Origin of the sequence: Saccharibacillus alkalitolerans, from assembly GCF_011090185.1 — a bacterium.
GTDB lineage: Bacteria > Bacillota > Bacilli > Paenibacillales > Paenibacillaceae > Saccharibacillus > Saccharibacillus alkalitolerans.
The window spans coordinates 895,204-915,023 of the sequence record NZ_JAAFGS010000001.1 but is presented as its reverse complement, the minus strand read 5'-3'; the positions used below and the strand labels follow the sequence as shown (position 1 = coordinate 915,023).

At 60.7% G+C, this 19,820-nt stretch carries 15 protein-coding genes; 3 read left to right on the top strand and 12 right to left on the bottom strand.

Features of this window, described 5'->3' with window-relative positions; translation table 11 throughout:
- The first annotated feature begins 80 nt into the window (after nucleotides 1-80).
- Nucleotides 81-644, top strand: a complete 564-nt coding sequence (locus GYN08_RS03900) for a hypothetical protein (RefSeq protein ID WP_166272662.1) — start codon at nucleotides 81-83, stop codon at nucleotides 642-644.
- A gap of 115 nt (nucleotides 645-759) precedes the next feature.
- Here GYN08_RS03900 and GYN08_RS03895 read toward each other — a convergent pair whose 3' ends face one another.
- The 7 genes from GYN08_RS03895 to allC all read right to left on the bottom strand — a co-directional run bounded on the left by GYN08_RS03895 (nucleotide 760) and on the right by allC (nucleotide 10,235).
- Nucleotides 760-2,166, bottom strand: coding sequence for an allantoinase (locus GYN08_RS03895; RefSeq protein ID WP_166272660.1), 1,407 nt, complete (start codon nucleotides 2,164-2,166; stop codon nucleotides 760-762).
- A 49-nt stretch (nucleotides 2,167-2,215) separates the two neighbouring features.
- Nucleotides 2,216-3,619 (bottom strand): NCS1 family transporter, encoded by a 1,404-nt coding sequence (locus GYN08_RS03890; RefSeq protein WP_166272658.1) that lies wholly within the window; start codon nucleotides 3,617-3,619, stop codon nucleotides 2,216-2,218.
- 309 nt (nucleotides 3,620-3,928) lie between these two features.
- Nucleotides 3,929-4,798 carry a fumarylacetoacetate hydrolase family protein gene (locus tag GYN08_RS03885; RefSeq protein WP_166272656.1) on the bottom strand — a complete coding sequence of 290 codons (870 nt, stop codon included), beginning with the start codon at nucleotides 4,796-4,798 and terminating at the stop codon, nucleotides 3,929-3,931.
- Nucleotides 4,795-6,123, bottom strand: a complete 1,329-nt coding sequence (locus GYN08_RS03880; RefSeq protein WP_166272654.1) for an amidase family protein — start codon at nucleotides 6,121-6,123, stop codon at nucleotides 4,795-4,797. The genes GYN08_RS03885 and GYN08_RS03880 overlap by 4 nt, the downstream gene beginning before the upstream one ends.
- A 19-nt stretch (nucleotides 6,124-6,142) precedes the next feature.
- Nucleotides 6,143-7,495 carry a uracil/xanthine transporter gene (locus GYN08_RS03875; RefSeq protein WP_166272652.1) on the bottom strand — a complete coding sequence of 451 codons (1,353 nt, stop codon included), beginning with the start codon at nucleotides 7,493-7,495 and terminating at the stop codon, nucleotides 6,143-6,145.
- Between the two features lie 220 nt (nucleotides 7,496-7,715).
- Nucleotides 7,716-8,963 carry a pyridoxal-phosphate-dependent aminotransferase family protein gene (locus GYN08_RS03870; protein WP_166272650.1) on the bottom strand — a complete coding sequence of 416 codons (1,248 nt, stop codon included), beginning with the start codon at nucleotides 8,961-8,963 and terminating at the stop codon, nucleotides 7,716-7,718.
- Nucleotides 8,964-8,990: 27 nt separating this feature from the next.
- Complete coding sequence (gene allC, locus GYN08_RS03865) at nucleotides 8,991-10,235, bottom strand: allantoate deiminase (RefSeq protein WP_166272648.1); 1,245 nt, start codon at nucleotides 10,233-10,235, stop codon at nucleotides 8,991-8,993.
- Nucleotides 10,236-10,406: 171 nt separating this feature from the next.
- On the opposite strand from allC, the gene GYN08_RS03860 reads away from it, so the two are divergent.
- Entirely contained in the window at nucleotides 10,407-12,044 is a 1,638-nt protein-coding gene (locus GYN08_RS03860) for a PucR family transcriptional regulator (protein WP_235945745.1), read from the top strand.
- A 109-nt stretch (nucleotides 12,045-12,153) separates the two neighbouring features.
- On the opposite strand, the gene GYN08_RS03855 is transcribed toward GYN08_RS03860, so the two are convergent.
- The 3 genes from GYN08_RS03855 to GYN08_RS03845 all read right to left on the bottom strand — a co-directional run bounded on the left by GYN08_RS03855 (nucleotide 12,154) and on the right by GYN08_RS03845 (nucleotide 14,394).
- Nucleotides 12,154-12,696 carry a hypothetical protein gene (locus GYN08_RS03855; protein ID WP_166272646.1) on the bottom strand — a complete coding sequence of 181 codons (543 nt, stop codon included), beginning with the start codon at nucleotides 12,694-12,696 and terminating at the stop codon, nucleotides 12,154-12,156.
- Between the two features lie 160 nt (nucleotides 12,697-12,856).
- Nucleotides 12,857-13,750: a DUF6612 family protein gene (locus GYN08_RS03850; protein ID WP_166272644.1), complete on the bottom strand. Its 894-nt coding sequence runs from the start codon at nucleotides 13,748-13,750 to the stop codon at nucleotides 12,857-12,859.
- A 131-nt stretch (nucleotides 13,751-13,881) separates the two neighbouring features.
- A complete protein-coding gene (locus GYN08_RS03845) occupies nucleotides 13,882-14,394 on the bottom strand; it encodes a hypothetical protein (protein WP_166272642.1) in 513 nt (170 codons plus the stop codon).
- A gap of 218 nt (nucleotides 14,395-14,612) precedes the next feature.
- Here GYN08_RS03845 and GYN08_RS03840 point away from each other — a divergent pair, with 218 nt between their 5' ends.
- Complete coding sequence (locus tag GYN08_RS03840) at nucleotides 14,613-15,017, top strand: CBS domain-containing protein (protein ID WP_166272640.1); 405 nt, start codon at nucleotides 14,613-14,615, stop codon at nucleotides 15,015-15,017.
- 152 nt (nucleotides 15,018-15,169) lie between these two features.
- Here the strand turns inward: GYN08_RS03840 and GYN08_RS03835 are convergent, their stop codons facing one another.
- Both GYN08_RS03835 and metE read right to left on the bottom strand, forming a co-directional pair.
- Entirely contained in the window at nucleotides 15,170-17,080 is a 1,911-nt protein-coding gene (locus tag GYN08_RS03835) for a bifunctional homocysteine S-methyltransferase/methylenetetrahydrofolate reductase (RefSeq protein WP_166272638.1), read from the bottom strand.
- Nucleotides 17,080-19,515: a 5-methyltetrahydropteroyltriglutamate--homocysteine S-methyltransferase gene (gene metE, locus GYN08_RS03830; protein WP_166272636.1), complete on the bottom strand. Its 2,436-nt coding sequence runs from the start codon at nucleotides 19,513-19,515 to the stop codon at nucleotides 17,080-17,082. The genes GYN08_RS03835 and metE overlap by 1 nt, the downstream gene beginning before the upstream one ends.
- Between the last annotated feature and the right edge of the window lie 305 nt (nucleotides 19,516-19,820).

Sequence of the window (19,820 nt, the reverse complement as noted above, 5' to 3'; positions counted from 1 at the left end):
GGCTTTTTATGCAACTTTGCGGCGTTTCGGTTCGTCTTGGCGGTTAAACGGGAAATCACGATAAGAGAGGGAGAACCGCCATGCGCAGAAAAGGAAAATGGATGATTGCCGTAGGGATCGCGCTGTTCGCGGCCGTGCTGGCCTGGGCGGGAAGCAGTGACGTTTTTGTTCGGCCGAAGCCGATTCATCACGTCGAACGCGTCGGCGACCTGCTGTATACGATCGATCTGGAGCAGGATATTTACGAACGGGGAGACATGATTCGCGTTCGCGCCGCCGTTCAAAATCTCGGAGAGCGGACGTTCAACTACATCTCCGGCAGCTCGACTTGCCCCACCGACGTGAAGATCGATATCGCGCACGCCAAGCAGGGCGAAAAGGTTCGTCTCGGTTTCCAAAAACACGCCTGCACGACCGATCTGGGGTTCGGCTCGCTGGCACCGGGCCAATCGACGGGAAACGAAGAAGTGTTCAGCACCGAATACATTCAGGGCAACGACTCGCCGCCGGCGCCAGCCGGCCTATACGAGGTGAAGTTCGATCTGCATCCGTTCGAAGGAGAAATCCCTTCGCTCGACGAGCCGTCTTCCGCCCCTGACGGACCGCCCACCGGCTCGTCGTTCAAGATCCGCGTACGCCGATAAAACAGGTGCGGAGCTTTCGCTCATGACAGCTCTCAGGTATTCCCGCCTGCTGCAGCGCCGGCCGGACCGGACATCCCCCATTAAGGCGACCCGGTCGAACATCTGCGCTTTCCTGTCATCCTTTCGGCTGCAGCGCAGACAGCTCGCGGTCGGAAGCCGGAACTCCTTTCGGCTTCTGCCAGCTTCCCGCCGGACCGGCAGCCGCGATCCCGCCGCCTCGGACGACGACGTTCCCGCGAACGATCGTGCCGGCCACGCTGCACGGAAACGTGTGCCCGATATACAGACTCTGCTTGTGTTTGGCCTGGTAGTTCCCTTCGGTCACGGTGAACGCCTCGTTCAGGTCAACGATCGCCAGATCCGCGTCCATGCCGACTTCGATCATGCCTTTGCGGTCCGACAGGCCGAAGCGCGCAGCCGGGTTGGAAGCCGTCCAGGCGGCGACGTTCTCCAGCGGAATATCGTGCGCCAGCGCCAACTCCAGCGCCGACAGCAGGGTGAACTGTCCGCCGCTGATGCCTCCCCATGCCTGGAACAGGTTATGATCTTTCGGATCTTTCATGTCGTACGGGCACGGCGAGTGGTCCGAAGACAGCATGTCGAACTTCCCTGCCGCCAGCAGGGCGATCAGCTTCCGCTGCTCTTCTTGTTCCCGCAGCGGAGGCGCGCACTTGGCGACGGCGCCTTTTTCCCGCAGATCGTCATGGTTGAACAGCAGGTAATGCGGACACGTCTCGACCGTCACGTTCATGCCTCGGGCCTTCGCTTCTTCGATTCTGGATACCGCCGCCGCCGAGCTGATATGCACGAAGTGCAGAGCGCAGCCCGTAATTTCCGAATAATGCAGCGCGCGTTCCACCGCTTCGACTTCGGCGATGATCGGACGCGTCTCCAGGTAATCGTCGGCGCCGAACAGGCCCGCTTTTTCCTTTTCCTCCTTCAGCCAGTTGGTGATCGCCGCGCTTTCCGAATGCAGGGCCAGCACCTTGCCGAGCGCAGCGATCTTTTTCATGCCGGAGAGCAGCGTCATATCGTCCACCGCTTCGAATTCCTTGTTGCCCGTCGTGGACAGAAAAGCTTTGAATCCGATCACGCCCGATGCCGCCAGCGGCGCAAGATCCTCTTCGTTCCCCGGCACGAGACCGCCCCAGAGACCGAAATCGACCAGAGACTTCTCGCCGCCCAAGCGCGCCTTGTCGAATAAAGCTTCCGCGTTGACCGTCGAAGGAATGCCGTTCAGCGGCATATCGAAGAACGTGGTGCAGCCGCCGGCGGCCATCATGGCCGAGCCCGTCGCAAAGCCTTCCCAGTGCTCGCGTCCCGGTTCGCTGAAGTGGACGTGCACGTCCACCATGCCCGGCAGCACATGATGTCCGTCCGCATTCCATTCCCGTTCGGCTTCGCCTCTCAGATCGGCGGCGATCGCCGCGATTTTCCCGTCTTTGATGCCGATATCCGCCTTGGTCGCGCCGTCCGGCAGCACCACGCTGCCGCCGCGTACGATGAGATCGAAACGTTCCATGTACATCTCTCCTTTTCGGTCGTTTTCGCCTGCTTGATTCAGGGATCGGTTAAGCCGTTTCTTCGTAAATGGTGCCTTTTTTGAAGGATGAGCCTTTGAAGGCGAACTTGCTCAGCAGCAGGTAAGACAGACCCGCCGCGGCAAAGCCGATGATCCAACCGATGTCCACCAGCAGGAAGGCCGCGCCGGCCCCGATCAGCATGGCCAGGATAGCGCTCGGATTATAGCCTTTGAAATCGCCGTTTTCCCGGTACAGCTCCGCCGCGTCGACCTTCTGCCTGCGCAGGACGTAGTATTCGACCAGCAGAATGGCGACGATCGGGCCGAGGAAAGCGGAGTAGATCAGAATGAACGTGTTCAGGCCCTGGGCCGACGAATCCTGAACGAGCACCCACGGGAAAGAGCAGAGCGCGAGCAGGCCGGTCACGACGACGGAGGCTTTGTATTTTAGCTTGGTCACGAGCGAGATGACGTACGCCGGCGGCACGATGTTGGCGACCATATTGACCGCGACGGCTCCGATCACGATAAAGGCGGACACGGCGACCGTGATGTACGGATTGTCGACGATGACGGCGAATGCTTTGACCGGATTGGAAATGCCGGTGGCCGCGGCCATCATGGCCCCGATCGTCAGAACGAAGCCGTAAGCGATGAAGATCGGCGAGAAGTAGAGCAGGCTGCGCTTTTTGTCGCTGATGCCGGTCTTCAGTTCGCGTGAGTAGTCCGCCGCGCTCAGGAAGATGGCCGCATAATTGCCGAGGAACACCATGATGAAAGCGAAGAACGGAAGACCCCATGTTCCTTCGGCATTGACCCAGACGTCGGCGATCGCCGCGCTGTGCGAATTCAGCAAAACGCCGAACACATAGACGAGGGCGGCCATGATGACGACGGAAGCGAGCGTCTCCACCCACTTGATCGCATGAAAGCCGTAAAGCGAGAGTACGATCTGAATCCCCTGCAGCACGACGAAGCAGATCGGAATGCTGTCGAAGCCGCCGCCGCTCAGCACCTTGACGATCTCGTTCAGCGCCGTCGCGCCGACCCAGCTCTGGAAGCCGTACCAGACGATGGCGGGCACGCCTCGCAGGAACGAGGAGATGACCGAACCTTTGATGCCGAACGACATTCGCAGCTGCACGACGTAGGGAATGCCTGTCCGGTAGCCGAAGCGATCGTTGAGGGCGAAAATGACGGAGATGATGCCGATCGCGACCACCGCGGCCACGAACGTCTGCAGCAGGTTCAGCGTCGCGGCGCCGGCGGCGATCAGACTGGCTCCCAGCGTCATGTTGCCGAGATTGACGCCGTCCCCGATCCACATGAACATGTAAGGGACCGAACCCACCGTTCTGCCGCTCTCCCGTTTCGGTTTAAGGGAGTCGTCCATGCTGATTTCTTCTTGTACCTGCGTTTCCTCCAACACTCGACCCGCCAAATTCGTAGACATACGCAGCTCCACTCCCTCTTTTTGATGGTATGCGCACAGCCGGCCGCCTAGAGAAGTTCTGTACCGTTTCTGTCCGGCTCTGCGCATCCTGCAGACGATTGAATCCGGTAAGATAACATCACTCTATTATGTAATGTATTCTTACTTTTGCTTTGTGTTTCTTATTTTATCATCTTATCATCACATTTCATTGACAAAAACGTAGATTATCCGTCGCTTCGCTGTTGAAACTGAACAAAAAAACATCACACAATGTGTGATATTAGAATGAGAACGTTTTATTTACGAACATTAAGGAGAATTTTCCGATCAAAAAGGGGATAAGCCGACGGGGTTTTTCAACGTTTCCAGTCCTTCGATTCGGCATTCCGCTTCGTCGCCCGCTTCAACCGTCACCGATCCCGGCGTTCCGGTCAAGATCACGTCTCCCGGATGCAGGGTCATGATATGCGAGAGGAACGAAACCAGATAAGCAGGGGAAAAAATCATTCGTCCGACCGTGTCCCGGTGCACAGCGCTGCCGCTGCGTACCGTGGCGACCTCCAAACCCGCCAGATCCGGATATTCGTCAAGGGTGGAAAAGGAAGCGCCGAGGCTCAAAAACGTATCGAAGCTTTTCGCCCGCTGCATGAAACGGGGATTGCGGGCATGGATGTCTTTGGCGGTCATGTCGAGCGAAGCCGTAACGCCGGCCACCGCCCGCATCGCTTCCTCTTCGGCCAAGCCGCGGCACGTCTTTCCGATCACGATCGCAAGTTCGGCCTCCGCCGTTACCCGTCCGGCTGCCGGCGGCAGAAGAATCGTCTCTCCCGGACCGATCAGCGACGTATTCGGTTTCAGGAAAATGACCGGTTCGTCCTCGGGAGGACGCCCGGACAGTTCGATCGCTTTCGCCAGGTAATTCATGCCGACGCCGATGATCTTGCCGGGTGTGCGATAGAGCGCCCGGTAACGGACGCGGCCGGCGGGAAGAACGGGCATCGGGATCAACCGTTCCTTCCCTCCCTCGGCGTACCATCGGCGCAGATGCTCCATCCTGCCGCTCCGAAGCAGCTCGAAAATTTCCGTGTCCCAATCCGAGCCTTCCCGCTCGTTCAGCCCGGCAAGCGGGATCAGCCCTCGCTCCGTCAGAAAAGCGGCCTGCTCGCATCCTTCGTATTCGATCGTCGAAAGTTTCATCTCCGCACCTCTTTTTCGAATTGTTCCGCCGTCCAGCGCAGCAGCTTCAAGTCCGCGTTCGGTCCGGCGATAAAGGACAATCCGAGCGGCAGGCCGTCCGCCCGCAGGACCGGCACGGTAATCTGCGGCAGACCCGACAATCCCGCCATGCAGGAAAGCTGCATGACTTTGGCCCGATAAGTCTCGGCCTCCGCGCCGCGCAGCCCGAGCAGCGGAGCGGGGCCGGGCGCGGTCGGAATCGCCAGAAGCCCGTCGTTCCCCAGCAGCGCCGTCAGCTTGCTCCGAACCGCTGCGCGCAGCTGCGTCTCCGACGCGCCCGCGGACGGGTCCAGCGCGCGCGCCCACTCGAAACGCTCCGCGATGCCCGGGCCGAACACGGGCCGCTCGCGCTCGATCCATTCGCCGTGTTCGCGCGCGATCTCCAGCCCCTGCAGGATGCGGAAAGCCGCCGACCAGTCGACCAGCGTATCCCCCTGTTCCGTTACGCGGATCGGGGATCCGCCGTCCTGCCAACCGCCGAATCGGCGCAGCCGATCGAGCAGCGTCTTCCGATCGGATTCCTCGGGCAGCGCCCAGGCCTCTTCGGCTGCGAAAAAGCGCGCAAACGGCCGGTCGGTCTCCGGAGCGATCGCGCCTGCCGCAGCGAGTTTCGGCCCGTCGGCACTCCGTCCCCTGCCCGCTTCAGCCGATAATTCGGCATCTCGTCCCAGCAGCACGCGGCCCGCCCGCAGCAGAACGCCGGGATCCCGGCTCATCCAGCCGACCGTATCGAAACTTCGCGCCAGCGGAACGACTCCGTCCGCGCATACCGCTCCGTGCGTCGGACGAAAACCGTATATTCCGCAGTAAGACGAAGGGATGCGCACCGATCCGCCCGTATCCGTTCCGACGGCAAAATCGACCAGGCCGGCAGCGGCCGCGACGGCCGAGCCGCTCGACGAACCGCCCGGAATCCGATCCGGCGCGGCGGGATTGACCGGCGTGCCGTAATGGGCGTTTTCGCCGTTCAGGCTGTACATCATCTCGTCGGTCTGCGTCGTGCCCTCCAAACGGGCGCCGTTCGCCAGCAGCCGAAGCAGCGCCAGAGCGGTAGAAACGGCAGGGCCGTGCGTGCGAAGCCAGTCCGGACTGCCGGCTCCGCTGACGACGCCTTGGATATCGAAGACGTCTTTGACCGCAAAAGTCAGTCCGTCCAACAAGCCCGATCCCGAAGCCTCCAGCCCGACAGCGGAGTCGACGAACGCTCTCCAGAGGTCCGCCTCCCTGCCGGGATCCGTTCCGGGCGGAACCCGGTCCTTCCGTATTTCCCGATCGCTTGCGTTCATATTCGGTTCCTCCTTCGTTTCATTCTATTGAATCGGACGTGCCGCTGTGTTCCCGCTTCGCTTTCCCCGTCCGCAAAGAGCCGACGCGAAGCCGGTCCAGCAGCAGCGCCAGCAGGATGCCGACCAGAAGTCCGCTGCCCAGCAGCGGACGCCATAACGGAGGCAGCGAAGCGAAATAGGCCGAAGGCATGCCCATGACGACGATGCCGACGAACAGCGGCGCCGCGGTCCGGTACAGATTCGCCGCGTCCATGCGAATCTGTCCGAAATACTGCAGCGAAGAGCCGAGCAGCCTCAAATAAGTGACCAGCAGCACCGCGCTGCCGATGCTGAGCGGCAGCGCGGTCAGCAGGCCGCTGACCGCCGGAATCAGACCGATCCCGGCAAACAGCAGCCCCCCGATCACGAAGGGCAGCCGCTCGCGAATGCGCGTCTGCTGAAGAAAGCCGACGGACGAGACGTAAGGCGCATAAGGCACCAAGCCGAGCAGGCCCGAGAGGACCGCCAGCACGCCGCTGATCGTGAAGGAACGCGCGTACTGCCTGCCGGACGCTTCCTGCTCGTAGATGTCGTCCGTCCCTTTCAACGCTCCGAACGTATTCGAAGCGTTAACCAGGCCGGCGATCACGGCGATGGCCACGACCCCGGCATTCAGGCCGCCGCCGGTCGGCTCGCCGAGCGGAAACAGCCCGATCTCCAGCATCCCCGACGCGGACGCTTCGCCGCCGGAACCGAAGATCGCGGCATGCAGCCCCCAGCCGCCCAGAATCCCGATCAGCAGCGCATACTGCGCGATCGCGGGCCTGGCCGCGACTGCCAATACGGCGACAAATGCCGCCACGCCGGCGGCCAGCAGGAAGATTCCGGGTTGGATGACCGCGTCTCCCGCCGATGTCCCCGACGAAATCCCGAGCATCCCTTCCAGAAAGATCATATTCAACCGGCAGCCCAGCAGGAACATGAACACCGCCATCACGCCGGGCGTAAACAGCTTCGACAGCGGACCGGCCAAGCCGCATATCCCGATCAGAACCGTGACCGCGCCGGAAATCGCGATGCCTACCGCCAGACTGCCGCCCAATTCGGTCAGCGGGATGCCCAGCGACGGAGCCGCCGCGCAGAGACTGAGAATCACTCCCCACCACAGCCCCGACTGCCCTTCCATCACCGCGCGTTTATGTCCCAGTCCCGCCTGCGCGACGCAGGCCAAGCCCGTCAGCACGAACGAACACTGGATCAGAAATTGAATCTTTGCCTGCGGGAGCCCGAACGCCGCCCCGACCGTAATCGGAATGACGACCGTATTCGTAAACAAGAAAAAAAGCCACTGCAGCCCCGCCAGTCCGGAGCGCAGCGTAACAATCCGTTTCATAATTCACCTTCCGTATCCGCTTTAATCCGCGCCTTCCTATGCAAAAGGATTCCGGAAATCCGGAATCCTTAATCTCTTATACCCCCACCAAGCAGGGACGATGACAGGCCGAGACATAAATTCGGCGGAGAGCGGAGCGCTCTCTTTCGGATTTCCCGAATGCGGCGCGCGGCCGCCGCATCCTTTCTCCGGAACTCCGCCCTTCGCCCCTCGCCCGGCTTTATACGCTCGCCGTTTCCAGTCGGACTTCCTCGTACACATCGAGCGCTTCCTGCACCCCGCGTCCGATAACAATCGGCGCACGGTGCCGGATCAATACGGCTTCCAGGGCGGCCAGCGCGAACAGCACGTTTTCTTTGCGGCAGCTGTATCCCATCGTTCCGATCCGCCAGATCCGGCCGTGCAGCGGCCCGAACGAGCTGGCGATCTCGATGCCGAACTGATCCAGCAGCATGCTGCGCACCGATTCGCCGTCCACGCCCGCCGGAATCTTCACGCAGGTGACGACCGGCAGCTTCCACGGCACGTCGTTGAACAGTTCAAGCCCCATGCCGCGCAGGCCGGCCATCAGCGCTTGTTCATGCAGCCGATGGCGCTCAAAGCGCTCCTCGAGCCCTTCTTCGAGCAGAACGCGAAGCCCTTCGCGCAGCGCGTACAGCATGGACGTCGCTTCCGTATGATGGTTCAATCGGCGCGGCCCCCAATAATCCTGAAGCTGACTCAGGTCGAAGTAATTGCTGCGGATCGGCCGAGCCACTTCGCTTCGGTCGCCGTCTCCTGCGACTCCCCGTTCGACTTTTTTGCGGGAAGCCAGAATGCGTTCCACCCGTTCGTTGTAAGTGACGGGCGCCATGCCGGACGGAACGGAAATGCATTTCTGCGTTCCTCCGATGACGGCGTCGAGCTGCCATTCGTCCACTTTGACGGGAGCCCCTCCGATCGAAGCGACCGCGTCGACCACGGTCAGCACGCCGAGTTCGCGGCACGCCGGCCCGATCCGGTCCAGCGGCTGCATGCAGCCCGTCGACGTCTCGCCGTGCACGATCGCCAAAATTTTCGGCCGCACCCGCTTCACTTCTTCGATGACCGCCTGCTGGTCGAACACTCGCCCCCATGCGCATTCCATCAGATGAACCTCCGCGCCGCTGCGCTCCGCGATCTCCGTCAGCAGATGGCCGAAGCGCCCGAATATGGGCACAAGCACTTTATCCCCCGGCTCGATGAGACTGCACAGCACCGCCTCGATGCCGGAGCGGGAAGTGCCGTCCACCGGGAACGCCCATTGATTTTCCGTCTGGAACGTCTGCCGAAGCATCTCCATCGTTTCGTTCATAATATGCGTGAACGCCGGATCGAACTGCCCCAGAATCGGCGTCGCCATCGCGCGCAGCACCCTCGGGTCCGCTTCGACCGGCCCCGGCGTCATAATGGTTCGCAAAGGGGCTTGAATTTCCCGGTATTTTGTCATCTTCTGTCCGCCTCCTCGATTTTTCGATCAATACGCCAGCCGATGCAGCAGGTCGATCAGCAGCCGCACGCCGCGCTCCAAATCTTCGGTCTCCGTGAACTCCGCCGGCGAATGGCTGACGCCTCCCCGGCTCGGCACGAACAGCAGCGCCGTCGGGCAGAACGTTCCGAAGATCTGGGAATCGTGCCCCGCTCCGCTCGTCATCGTCAGATGCGAGATTCCTTCGCGTTCCAGCACTTCCTCCGCCGCGCGGCGCAGCCGCTCGTCCATCGCGACCGGCGGCTCGTCCATCCATTTCAGGTACTCGAGCGTCGTCCCGTGTTCCGCGGCGATCGCTTCGCATTCCCCGAACGATTCTTCGCAGAACGCGCGAATCGTCTCGGCGTCGCTGTGGCGCACATCCAGGCTGAACGTCACTTCCCGCGCGATCACGTTGCCCACGTTCGGCTTGGCTTCCATCCGGCCGACCGTGGCGACGAGTCCCGTCTTGTCCGCTCGCGCCCGCCGCATCAGCAGCCCGATCAGCTCGGCGGCGGTATGCATCGCGTCGCGCCGCCAGCGCATCGGCGTCGTGCCGGCATGATTGCTCTCGCCGCGGACCGTGATCTCGTAGCGGCGCTGTCCGACGATGTGGCTGACGACGCCTACCGCCCGGCCTTCGCGTTCCAGCACTTCTCCCTGCTCGATATGCAGCTCGATAAAGCATTCCAGGTCGCCGCGCTTCGGCCGGGGATGCCGTCCCAATCCGAAGCCCGCGCCCCGCATCGCCTGCTCGAACGGTATGCCCGCGGCGTCCGCGGCGCGCTCGATCGATTCCCGGTTTCTGACGCCGGTAATATTCCCCGATCCCCAATAGGTCAGCGGGAACCGGCTGCCTTCCTCTTCGCACAGCGAAACGACCTCGATCGGTTTGCGGGGAGCGCCGTAACGGTTTTTCAAATATTCGGCCGCGGCCAGCGCCGCGACGATTCCGTAAGCGCCGTCGTATTTCCCGCCGTCCGCGACGGTATCGACATGCGAACCGGTCAGGATGACTTTTGCTGCGGCTTCGCGGCCTTCCAGACGTCCGAACAGATTGCCCGCGTCATCGTAACGAGCCGCCAATCCGATCTCTTTCATCTTCGCTTCGATCGCCCGCTGGGCGGACCGCCACGCGTCGTCATACAGCAGCCGCGTCACGCCGCCCGTGTCCTTCCCTCCGTAAGAAGCCAACCATTCGATCAGGCTTTTGATCTGCTCGGACAAGGCGGACGACTTCGGTTGTTCGATCATCAGTGCAATCTCCCCCTACTTCCGGCAGCGCAAGCTTTTCAACCGGTGTTAGTTTAATTAACTTGGCAAAGGCTTTGAAACCATTGTAGAATAAAACATCACGGAAAGCATTCACGGAAGTGTAGAAGAATTAGGGGATTCATTGTACATGTTAACCAAAGGGGCATGAGAATGATGAAATTGAATGATCTGCTGAAGCTGCCCGTGTTTGACGGAACTGCCATCGTCGCGGGAGGAAAGAGTTTGAACCGAGAAGTACATACCGTCAATATGATGGACGCGCCCGACATTATTCCGTATTTGAAAAAGAACGAACTGCTGATTACGACCGCTTTCCATTTCAAAGACGACGTACCGGCACTTCTTCACCTGATCCGCGAAATGAGCCGGCAGGAGTGCGCGGCGCTGGGGATCAAGAGCAAGCGGTTCCTCGGCAGCATTCCCGAGTCGGCAGCCGCGTCGGCGGAAGAACTGGGGCTGCCCCTTCTGGAGCTGCCCGTCGAACCTTCGCTGGGCGATATCGTCAACAAGTCGCTGAGCCATATTCTCGACGTGCGCACGACGGAGCTGCACAACGCCATGCAGACGCATCGGCAGTTCACTCAGCAGATCTTGAGCGGGCAGGGCATCCCGAAGCTGCTCGACCAGCTCTCTTCGCTGCTTCGGCTGCCCGTGCTGCTGCTCGGCCCCTATTTGCAGCCCGTCGCCGGACGCTTCACCCGCGCCGCCACCGCCGGACGCCTGGAGGCGCTGCTAGCGGGCGGCAGCCGCTTTCCTACGCAGCCTTCCCTGTTCTCCGCCTTTTCGCTGACGGACGGCGACCGCGAGACGCTGACCCTGTTTCCCGTCCATACCCACCGGCAGCCGCATTATCTCTGCATCGAAGGACTGCTGCCCTCTGCGGAACGCTCAAGCATCCTCACCGTCGAGCAGGCGACCAACGTGATCGCGTTCGAGCTGATGAAGGAAAACGCCCTCAAGCAGAACCGCAGACGCATTCAAAACGAATTTTTCGCCAACTTTATCGGAGGAGCATTTTCGAGCGCCGACGAAATCGCCAGCCGGGGCCGGGAATTCGGCCTGACCGGCGATCAGCGTTATGTCTGCGCGGTAGGCAGGCTGGACGGCGCGGACAAGACGACCTCGTTCATGCAGTACAAAGCGGAGCAGGACCGGATCGTCGAACACCTCGAGGCGGAGCTGGAACCTTTTCCGCGCCCTGTCCACCTGTTCACCCAGGATCGGGCTTATGTGCTGCTGATGCCGCTGGCCGAAGAATGGAAAACGGTCGAAGCTTCCTTCCTGGCCCTGCTCGAGCACCTTCAGAACAAAGTCTCCGCGCATTACGCCTCGGAGCTGTCCTTCGGTCTGAGCAGCTACGCCCAGCCTCTGGTTCATATTCCCGTCTCCTACAAAGAAGCGAACGAGGCGCTTTACTTCGGCGGCATGGCGGGCAAAACGCGCTTCATCGAACTGTATCAGCCCAAGGAAGTGCCGGAAGTTTTGCGCATGATCCCTTACGATCATCTCCGCAAATTTTACGCCGATACGATGCAGGGCTTTACGGACGAAACGATCAAAGATCACCCTACGCTGCTTCAGACGCTGTCCGTGTACCTGGAGACCCACTGTCAGCTCGCCGAAACGGCGAAGCGGCTGTATATCCATCGCAACACGGTCATCTACCGCCTGGAAAAATGCGAGGAGATTATCGGGCGCAGTTTGAAGGATCCGGAGGAAACGCTTCGGCTGCGCATGGCTTTTCGAATCAAGGCGCTGCTGCCGGAAGGCGGGACGGCGGAAGCGTAGGACAACCGTTAAGGCCGACCCGGGGCAGCAGAGAAGATAAAAACCAAAAGACCGCCTCGCGCGTCGGCGCGACAGCGGTCTTTTGGCGCGGTAACGATCTCTGCCCGCGCTACTTCAACACTTCCCCTTCCATCTCCCGTTCCATCAATCCGTTCGCGATCTCCAGCGCCTGCTCCCGATTTTTCGCGGGCGCCGTGATCATGAGACCCGAACCGCTGTCCCAGCCCCGGCCCCCGTCTTCGTCTTGTTCGAAAAGATTCAGCGACACGCTGTCGAAGGAAGCGTCCGCGAACAGCTTGCCGTACGTGTACATGTGCAGACCGTCGTCGTCGAAATAATCGTAAATGATCAAGCCGTCTGCCGGTTTGCCGCTCAAATCGACTTTCACCGTGCGGCGGTCTTCAGGTACGGGCAGCGCTTCGCCCTCCGCATCGATCGTCCCGCTGAACGTCGGCTTTCCTTTCCAATCGCGCCGCACTTCTCCGTCGATGCGCACCCGCACAAGCTGTTCTCCGCCCGAGTCCTTTTCGCCCAAGCGATACTTCACGCCTTGTGCGTCCAAGTGAACCGGCTTCGGCCAATACACGAAAAACGCCGCGCCCGCGGCGCATAAAACGATCAATCCGATCAACAGTTTGTTTCTGCTCTTCATCCGTTCGAATAAACCTCCGTTTTTTCGATTTCGATTCCTTTGCCTGGATGGGGCTCTCTTTATTGAACGTTCCCGGTACGGAACCGATCGACCTGAAGCCGCGAAAAATCCAGATGATGCTCGGGCTTCGCATATTCGATCCGCGCATCATAACGCTTCGTCAGCTGTCCGGATTCGCCGCTTGTCCTGCCGCTTCCTCGGGGATTTCGATCGGTTCGACATTATCGTAGTCCGAGTAGGTCGCCCGCATGCCGAATTTCTTCGTGATCCCCGGATAAAGCTTGGCGGACTCCGGTCTCTTCCATTCAAACTCTACCGTGCTGGCGGCGGGCAGCCGGCTGTTTCGGTCAAATTCGTAGACGATTTCCAGCCGGACCATTGTCCACTCGGAATTATTCGACTGCATATTCGGGAGAGAATCGTCGGACTGCCGCATATACTGTTCCGCGATGTTCCGGTACTCCTCTCCTTCCAGAACCACCTTCAGCACCGGATGCCCGGCCTGCTCGGTCACCGTTCGTTCGCCTCCCGCTTCCCGAAGGTTTTGCAGTTGAGCGGATAAATCCGTCGATCGGCGCAGATGCTCAAGCGTCGCGGACAGATCTTCCCGAGGCTCCCTCATCCAATCGCCTCCCCGGTAAGAGCTGTATACCGCTTCTTCGTTCATATAACGCTTAAGCGGCTCCTGATCCGGACCTCCCTCTTCCTGAATGTCCAATTCGCGATAGGCCGCGAGCGGATTTGTCGTCAGCCTCGTCTCGATCACGTAATGGGCGTCGGGCTCGCGGTCCGGCGCGGCCGCTACATGTTCCTCCCGATCCGTTTGAAGCGCATAGCCCGTCACTTTGCCGCTCGCCGCAATGGCCTGCTCCAGCAGTTCTTCCGCGGACGGCAGCGAGGCTTTCGCTTCCTCTGCCGCCGGAGCCGCGGTTTTCTTTTCCGATGCGGGCAGCACGATGCCTGCGGCGGATTCGCCGGTTGCGCATGCCGTCAGCGCAGCCGCCAAGCCCGATGCGATAACGGCCGCGGCCCACCCTCTTCTGCGTATGACCATCGTCGATTCCTCCTTGGCTCGGATAACCTTTCGACCGAAAGGCCGGGAAGCTTCTCCCTTCGTTCATTGTATCCGAGCCGAAGCTGAAGAAGGCCTTTTCTTTCATTGTTTAACCTGCTTTTTACACGGCGTTAATCTTCGCGCTCTCCCGATTCGCCCGGCGTTTCCCGCTCCGCTTGATTCGGCCAGTGAAAACCGCCCAGCCCGTAAGCGGAGCGGATCGTCTTCATATAAGCGTCCTCTTCGAAATAAAACGGGCCGATCCCGGGCAGCGGCGTCGGCGCGGCCTGCGAACCGTCGGCGCTTTCCTCGGCGAACGCGCTCCAGACAAACCTTCCGTCGGCACGCTCGATCCGGATCGAGACCGCTCCGCAGCCGAGATCTCCGCAGGCGGGACAAAGGTAAAGGGAACGCCGATCGTCCGGAAAGTCCGCATCCCCCGTCAGCAGCAGCCGATCGATACGCGTTTGCTGCAGCGTCTCCGGTCCCCAGCCCAGGCAGCCGATCTCGTCGAGATTCGGATACAGCTGCCGGATCTTGGGATAAAGCGGCTCTCCGTCGATCAAAAATTCGGCATGATCGAACGTGCAGGGAAAGCCGATTCGGGTCTGCCGGCGCAAACCCAGCACGGATACAACGGTCATGACATCAAGCCGCCCTTCTTTTCCGCCGAATGCGCGGCGTCGAAGCGCCCGCGTGGTTCATCGGTTCGGAATATGGTTTTATAACAAAAGAACGCTCAGCCGATCGAAATAGTTACGCTTTTGTCGTATAAGCCGCCAACCGTTCAAAAAAAGCCGCATCTATGTTTTAATAGAGATAAGGGTTTGGGAAATTCGACGGTTAAGGAGTGTATACATACATGGAAGTCTCGCGTTTTCTGCTGCCCAAGGATCAGGTGAAGCACATCCCCTCTTCCGCCACCATGCAAGAAGCCATGGACCTTCTGGAAAAGCACCAGTATTCGGCGGTGCCGATCATCGACGAAGAAGGCCGCTACGTCGGCACGCTGTCGGAAGGCGATCTGCTCTGGAAACTCAAGAACACGTTCAATTTCGATCTCGCCCTCATGTCCGAAGTGTCGCTGAGCAGCATCAAGCGCTATCGGCACAACGAATCGGTCGTGATCGACGCGGACATGGAGGACATGCTGACGCTTGCGGCGGATCAGAATTTCGTTCCGGTCACGGATCATGAAGGCGTATTCCTCGGCATTATCCGCCGCAGGGACATCATCAATTATTATAACGACGGAATCATGGATTGACGGCGGCCCTTCAAAAAGAGAACCGCTGCAGCAAGAACCGCTAAAAAAGGAGCTTCCCGCGTTTGCCTCGGCAAATGCGGGAAGCTCCTTTTCGGTTCGGTCAAATTCCCGGGGACGGCGGATAAAGGCCGGAATTTCGCACGCCGGGCTTGCTACTGAACCAGCCGTTCCCGGCCACGGCCGCTCTTGCCCCGTTTGGCCGCCGCTTCGTGCACGTATCTCGTCAGCTCCGCCGACTGCTCGTAGCGCAGGAACGGAGTCATGATATAGACGCCGCCGAAATATTCGAGAATGACGTCGATCAACGAGCGGGAGATGGCCATGCCTTCTCGCATCGCCGCGTCCTTGTCGTGCTCGTGGCGCTGCATCCGCTCGAGAATGCCGTCGGTCAGGCGAATGCCCGGCACTTCGTTATGCAAAAAAGAAGCATTTTGCGCGCTGACGAGCGGCATGACGCCGATAAAGATCTGCTGTTTCAGATGCTTCGTCGCGTGATAGAGTTCTTCGATCCGACGCTCGTCGTACATCGGCTGGGTCATGAAATAGTCGGCGCCCGCCGCGATCTTTTTCTCCAGGCGCTGCACTCCCTTGTCGAGATAGCGCACGTTCGGATCGAACGCCGCGCCGACCGAGAAGTTGGCGCGCAGGCCGAGCGACCGGCCCGACGGCAGCTTCCCTTCATTGAACTGCTTGCACAGCTTGATGAGATCGAATGAATTGTAATCGTAAACGGAAGTGGCGCCGGGCACGTCGCCGACCTTGGACGGATCTCCGGTGATGGCGATCATCTGGTTAATGCCCGAAGCGGCCAGCCCCATCAGATGCGACTGCAGGCCGATCATGTTGCGGTCCCGGCAGGCGACGTGCACGAGCGGCTTCACGCCGTACTTCTCTTTCACGACGGTCGCCAGCGATTCATTCGCAATTCGCGGGCTGGCCAGCGAATTGTCGGCCATCGTCAGCGCGTCGATGCCGGCCTGCTTGAGCGCCTGGACTCCTTTGAAAAAGCTTTCCGTCCGCAGCGTGCGCGGCGGGTCCAGCTCGACGATGACCGAATGGTCTTTGGCCGCGGTCGCTTCGTGGAACGGAGTTTCCGCCGGCGGCCCGCCGCCGGATTCCGCAAGTTCCGCGATCGTCTCGCGGACTTCGATCCGCCCGAAAGGAACGGGGCCCGAGTCCGGAAGCGCGGCTTTTTCGGTTACCGGAGACGCGCCCTTCACCGCTTCCACCATGGCGGCTACGTGTTCCGGCGTCGTGCCGCAGCAGCCTCCGATCAGGCGCACGCCTTCGCCGCGCAGATCGAGCGCGCTCCGGCCGAAATAATCCGCGCCCGAACGATACCGCAGCCGGCCCTCATTATATTCCGGGAGCCCGGCGTTCGGATAAGCCGACAGGAACGCGTGCTTCGGCAGCGGAACCTGCTTGAGATACTGGGTCATATGAAACGGGCCGAGCCGGCAGTTGAGGCCGACGACGTCCGCGCCGAGCCCTTCCAAAATGGCGAACATTTCCGTCAGCGTGCTTCCGTCCTGCAGATAGCCCGAATCTTGGGTCGAGACCTGGGCCACGATGGGCAGATCCGTCTTCCCCCGGGCCAGCTTCAGCGTGGTGCGCAGTTCTTCGGGATCGTAAAACGTTTCCAGCAGCAGGCCGTCCACGCCTTCCGACAGCAGCGCGTCGATCTGGCGTTCGCTGCTCCGCTGAATTTCCCCGAGCGTGACTTCGCCCGGTTTCGTGCTGCGGATGCCGCCGATCGTGCCGAGCACGTAGGCTCCCGTGCCTTCCGCCGCCGAACGGGCCAACCGCGCTCCCGCCCGGTTGATCGCTTCCAGCTCGTATTCCAGATTGTAGCGCTTCAGCTTGTGGTCGTTCGCCGCGTACGTGTTGGTCTGGATCACTTCGGCTCCCGCGCCGAGGTACGCCCGGTGAATCTGGCGTACCTGCTCGGGACGAGTCAGGTTCAGCTCTTCGAAGCAGCGATCGATGCCGTTCAAGTACAGCAGCGTGCCCATCGCGCCGTCGGCGACGATCACTCTTTTACGCAGTTCGTCGAGCAGTCCCATTAGCCTTGACCGCCGGCCACCCCGGCGCCCTCCGCAGCCGCTCGGGCAAACTGCTCGCGCAGCGCGGCCGCAGCCGCAACCATCGTTTTCAGCGAAGGAACGACCTCTTCTTCGCGGCGCGTCTTCAGACCGCAGTCGGGATTGATCCAGAACTGGGCCGGATCAAGCACTTCCAGGGCGCGCTTGGCGATCGATTCGATCTCGGACAGGTCCGGCAGGCGCGGGCTGTGAATATCGAATACGCCGAGGCCGATGCCTTTGTCGTACGTGCCGTCCTCGAACGCGGTGACGAGATCGCCGTGGCTGCGCGCCGCTTCGATCGAGATGACGTCGGCGTCAAGGTCGGAAATCGCCTGAATGATATCGCCGAATTCGGCATAGCACATATGGGTATGGATCTGCGTCTCGTCCCGCACGCTCGTCGTCGAAGCCCGAAACGCATAGACCGCGTCATCCAGATACGCCTGCCAATCTTCGCGCTTCAGCGGCAGCCCTTCGCGCAGCGCCGGCTCGTCCACTTGGATCATCCCGATGCCCGCTTCCTCGAGCGCGCTCACTTCGGCGCGCAGCGCCAAGGCGATCTGGTTCTGTACTTCGGCGCGCGGCAGATCGTCGCGGACGAACGACCAGTTGTAGATCGTGATCGGGCCCGTCAGCATGCCTTTGACCGGCTTGTCGGTCAGCGACTGCGCGTACGCGCTCTCCGTTACGGTCATCGGGCTGAGCAGTTTGACGTCTCCGAACAGGATCGGCGGCTTCACGCAGCGGGAACCGTACGACTGCACCCACGCGAACGCCGATGTCGCGAATCCGGCCAGCTGCTCGCCGAAGTATTCGACCATGTCGTTGCGTTCGAACTCGCCGTGTACGAGCACGTCGATGCCGATCTCTTCCTGAATGCGAATCCAGCGTTCCGTTTCGGCATGCAGGAACTCCGTGTACCGTTCCTCGCTCCACTCGCCTTTTTTCCACTTGCTGCGCGCCTGGCGCACTTCGGTCGTCTGCGGCAGACTTCCGATCGTCGTCGTCGGCAGCAGCGGCAGCGGGCGATGCTTCGCCTGCACGTCGCGGCGCACGGCGTAAGCAGACAAGCGCTTTGGACGGCGGGCATCCAGCTTGTTCAGCGCTTCGCGTACCGACTCGTCGTTGCGTTCCGGCGAAGCGTTCAGCGCGGCTACCGCGTCCACGCTTTCGCGGATCTCGGCGGCGGCGGCATCAACGCCTTCGTTCAGCGCCTTGACCAGCACCGCGATCTCCGTCAGCTTCTCGTCGGCGAAGCTCAGACCGTTCTTGATTTTCGCTTCCAGCGCTTCTTCGCTGCGGGTCGTCACCGGCACGTGCAGCAGGCTCGACGACGGTTGAACGAACAGCTCTTTCGCGTTCGCGGCCTTCTCGATGCGGCGCAGCAGGTCAAGCTTCACCTGCAGGTCGGAACGCCAGATGTTGCGGCCGTCGATCACGCCGGCGGCGAGAATTTTGTCCTGCGGGAATCCGTGCCGCTCCAGCGCGGCCAGGTTGCGGCCCCGGTCATGGACAAAGTCGAGCCCGATCGCCTGTACCGGCAGCCGCACGACTTCTTCGTAACGCGATACCGATTCGAAGTACGTTTGCAGCAGGATGTTCAGCTCCGGGACGGCGGCCGCGAAAGCTTCGTAAATCCTGCGCAGACGGGCCGCGTCTTCGTCGCTCGTTTCCAATACGAGGATCGGCTCGTCGATCTGCACCCACTTGGCGCCCGCTTCGCTAAGTTCTTTCAGAACCTGCGCATAAAGCGGAATCAATTCGTCCAGCAGACTGTCGAAACGATCGGCTTCGATGCCTCGCGCCAGCTTCAGCAGGGTCAGAGGACCTACGATCACAGGTTTGCCGTCGATGCCCAGCTCTTCCTTCGCTTCCAGATAGAAAGCCAGCGGGCGGTTAAACGTAAGCTTCGGCGTCAAGCCCTGCAGCTCCGGCACGATGTAATGGTAGTTCGTGTCGAACCATTTCGTCATCGGGGATGCCGCGAACGCTTTGGTGCCGCGGGCAACCGCGAAATAGGCGTCAAGGCCGTATACGCCTTTTTCGTCGGGGGCGAACGCTTGGACGCCTCCGTCCGCCGACGCCGCGGGCTCTTCGTCATGCGAACCGCGTGCGCAGCCGCAGTCTCCGCCGTGAGCGGCGCTGTTCGCTCCGCCGGTGAAGCGCTGCGGGACAAGGCCGAACGTGAATGCCGTATCCAGCACGTGATCGTATAACGAGAAGTCGCCGACCGGGATCAGTTCCGTTTGCAGGTCGCGCTGTTTTTTCAGGTAACCCAGACGCAGCTTCTTCGTTTCGCTCTCCAGCTCGGCCGCGTCGATCTTGCCCGACCAATGCGCCTCCAGCAGCTTTTTCCATTCCCGTTTCTCGCCGATTCTCGGATACCCCAAATTCGAACTTTTCGCTTGACCCATATCGATCTTCCTCTCTGTCGGTTATTCGGAAGATGCCTGCCTTCCGGCGGCTCGTCCTGGACTTTGAGTATGATCATAGGCACGGCGGAGGACAGTGTCAATCGGTTCGGAAAGCCGCCGGAACGGCGTTATAGGCAAATTCCATGCCCGGTACTCGGATTTCCTGATAGCCGGTTATCGGGCTATTCCGTCCGTCCCCGCCGTTATCCCTTACCCCGCAAGGCCTCCCGCTTTTTCGGCGCTTTCCGATGTCTGTCCCGGCGCAATTCGTTTATATCTTCAAGCTATGGCTTACTATAGCAAAG

Coding starts and splice junctions, on each gene's coding strand:
- GYN08_RS03900 (WP_166272662.1), top strand. CDS start 81: ATGCGCAGAAAAGGAAAATGGATGATTGCCGTAGGGATCGCGCTGTTC.
- GYN08_RS03895 (WP_166272660.1), bottom strand. CDS start 2,166: ATGGAACGTTTCGATCTCATCGTACGCGGCGGCAGCGTGGTGCTGCCG.
- GYN08_RS03890 (WP_166272658.1), bottom strand. CDS start 3,619: ATGTCTACGAATTTGGCGGGTCGAGTGTTGGAGGAAACGCAGGTACAA.
- GYN08_RS03885 (WP_166272656.1), bottom strand. CDS start 4,798: ATGAAACTTTCGACGATCGAATACGAAGGATGCGAGCAGGCCGCTTTT.
- GYN08_RS03880 (WP_166272654.1), bottom strand. CDS start 6,123: ATGAACGCAAGCGATCGGGAAATACGGAAGGACCGGGTTCCGCCCGGA.
- GYN08_RS03875 (WP_166272652.1), bottom strand. CDS start 7,495: ATGAAACGGATTGTTACGCTGCGCTCCGGACTGGCGGGGCTGCAGTGG.
- GYN08_RS03870 (WP_166272650.1), bottom strand. CDS start 8,963: ATGACAAAATACCGGGAAATTCAAGCCCCTTTGCGAACCATTATGACG.
- allC (WP_166272648.1), bottom strand. CDS start 10,235: ATGATCGAACAACCGAAGTCGTCCGCCTTGTCCGAGCAGATCAAAAGC.
- GYN08_RS03860 (WP_235945745.1), top strand. CDS start 10,407: ATGATGAAATTGAATGATCTGCTGAAGCTGCCCGTGTTTGACGGAACT.
- GYN08_RS03855 (WP_166272646.1), bottom strand. CDS start 12,696: ATGAAGAGCAGAAACAAACTGTTGATCGGATTGATCGTTTTATGCGCC.
- GYN08_RS03850 (WP_166272644.1), bottom strand. CDS start 13,750: ATGGTCATACGCAGAAGAGGGTGGGCCGCGGCCGTTATCGCATCGGGC.
- GYN08_RS03845 (WP_166272642.1), bottom strand. CDS start 14,394: ATGACCGTTGTATCCGTGCTGGGTTTGCGCCGGCAGACCCGAATCGGC.
- GYN08_RS03840 (WP_166272640.1), top strand. CDS start 14,613: ATGGAAGTCTCGCGTTTTCTGCTGCCCAAGGATCAGGTGAAGCACATC.
- GYN08_RS03835 (WP_166272638.1), bottom strand. CDS start 17,080: ATGGGACTGCTCGACGAACTGCGTAAAAGAGTGATCGTCGCCGACGGC.
- metE (WP_166272636.1), bottom strand. CDS start 19,515: ATGGGTCAAGCGAAAAGTTCGAATTTGGGGTATCCGAGAATCGGCGAG.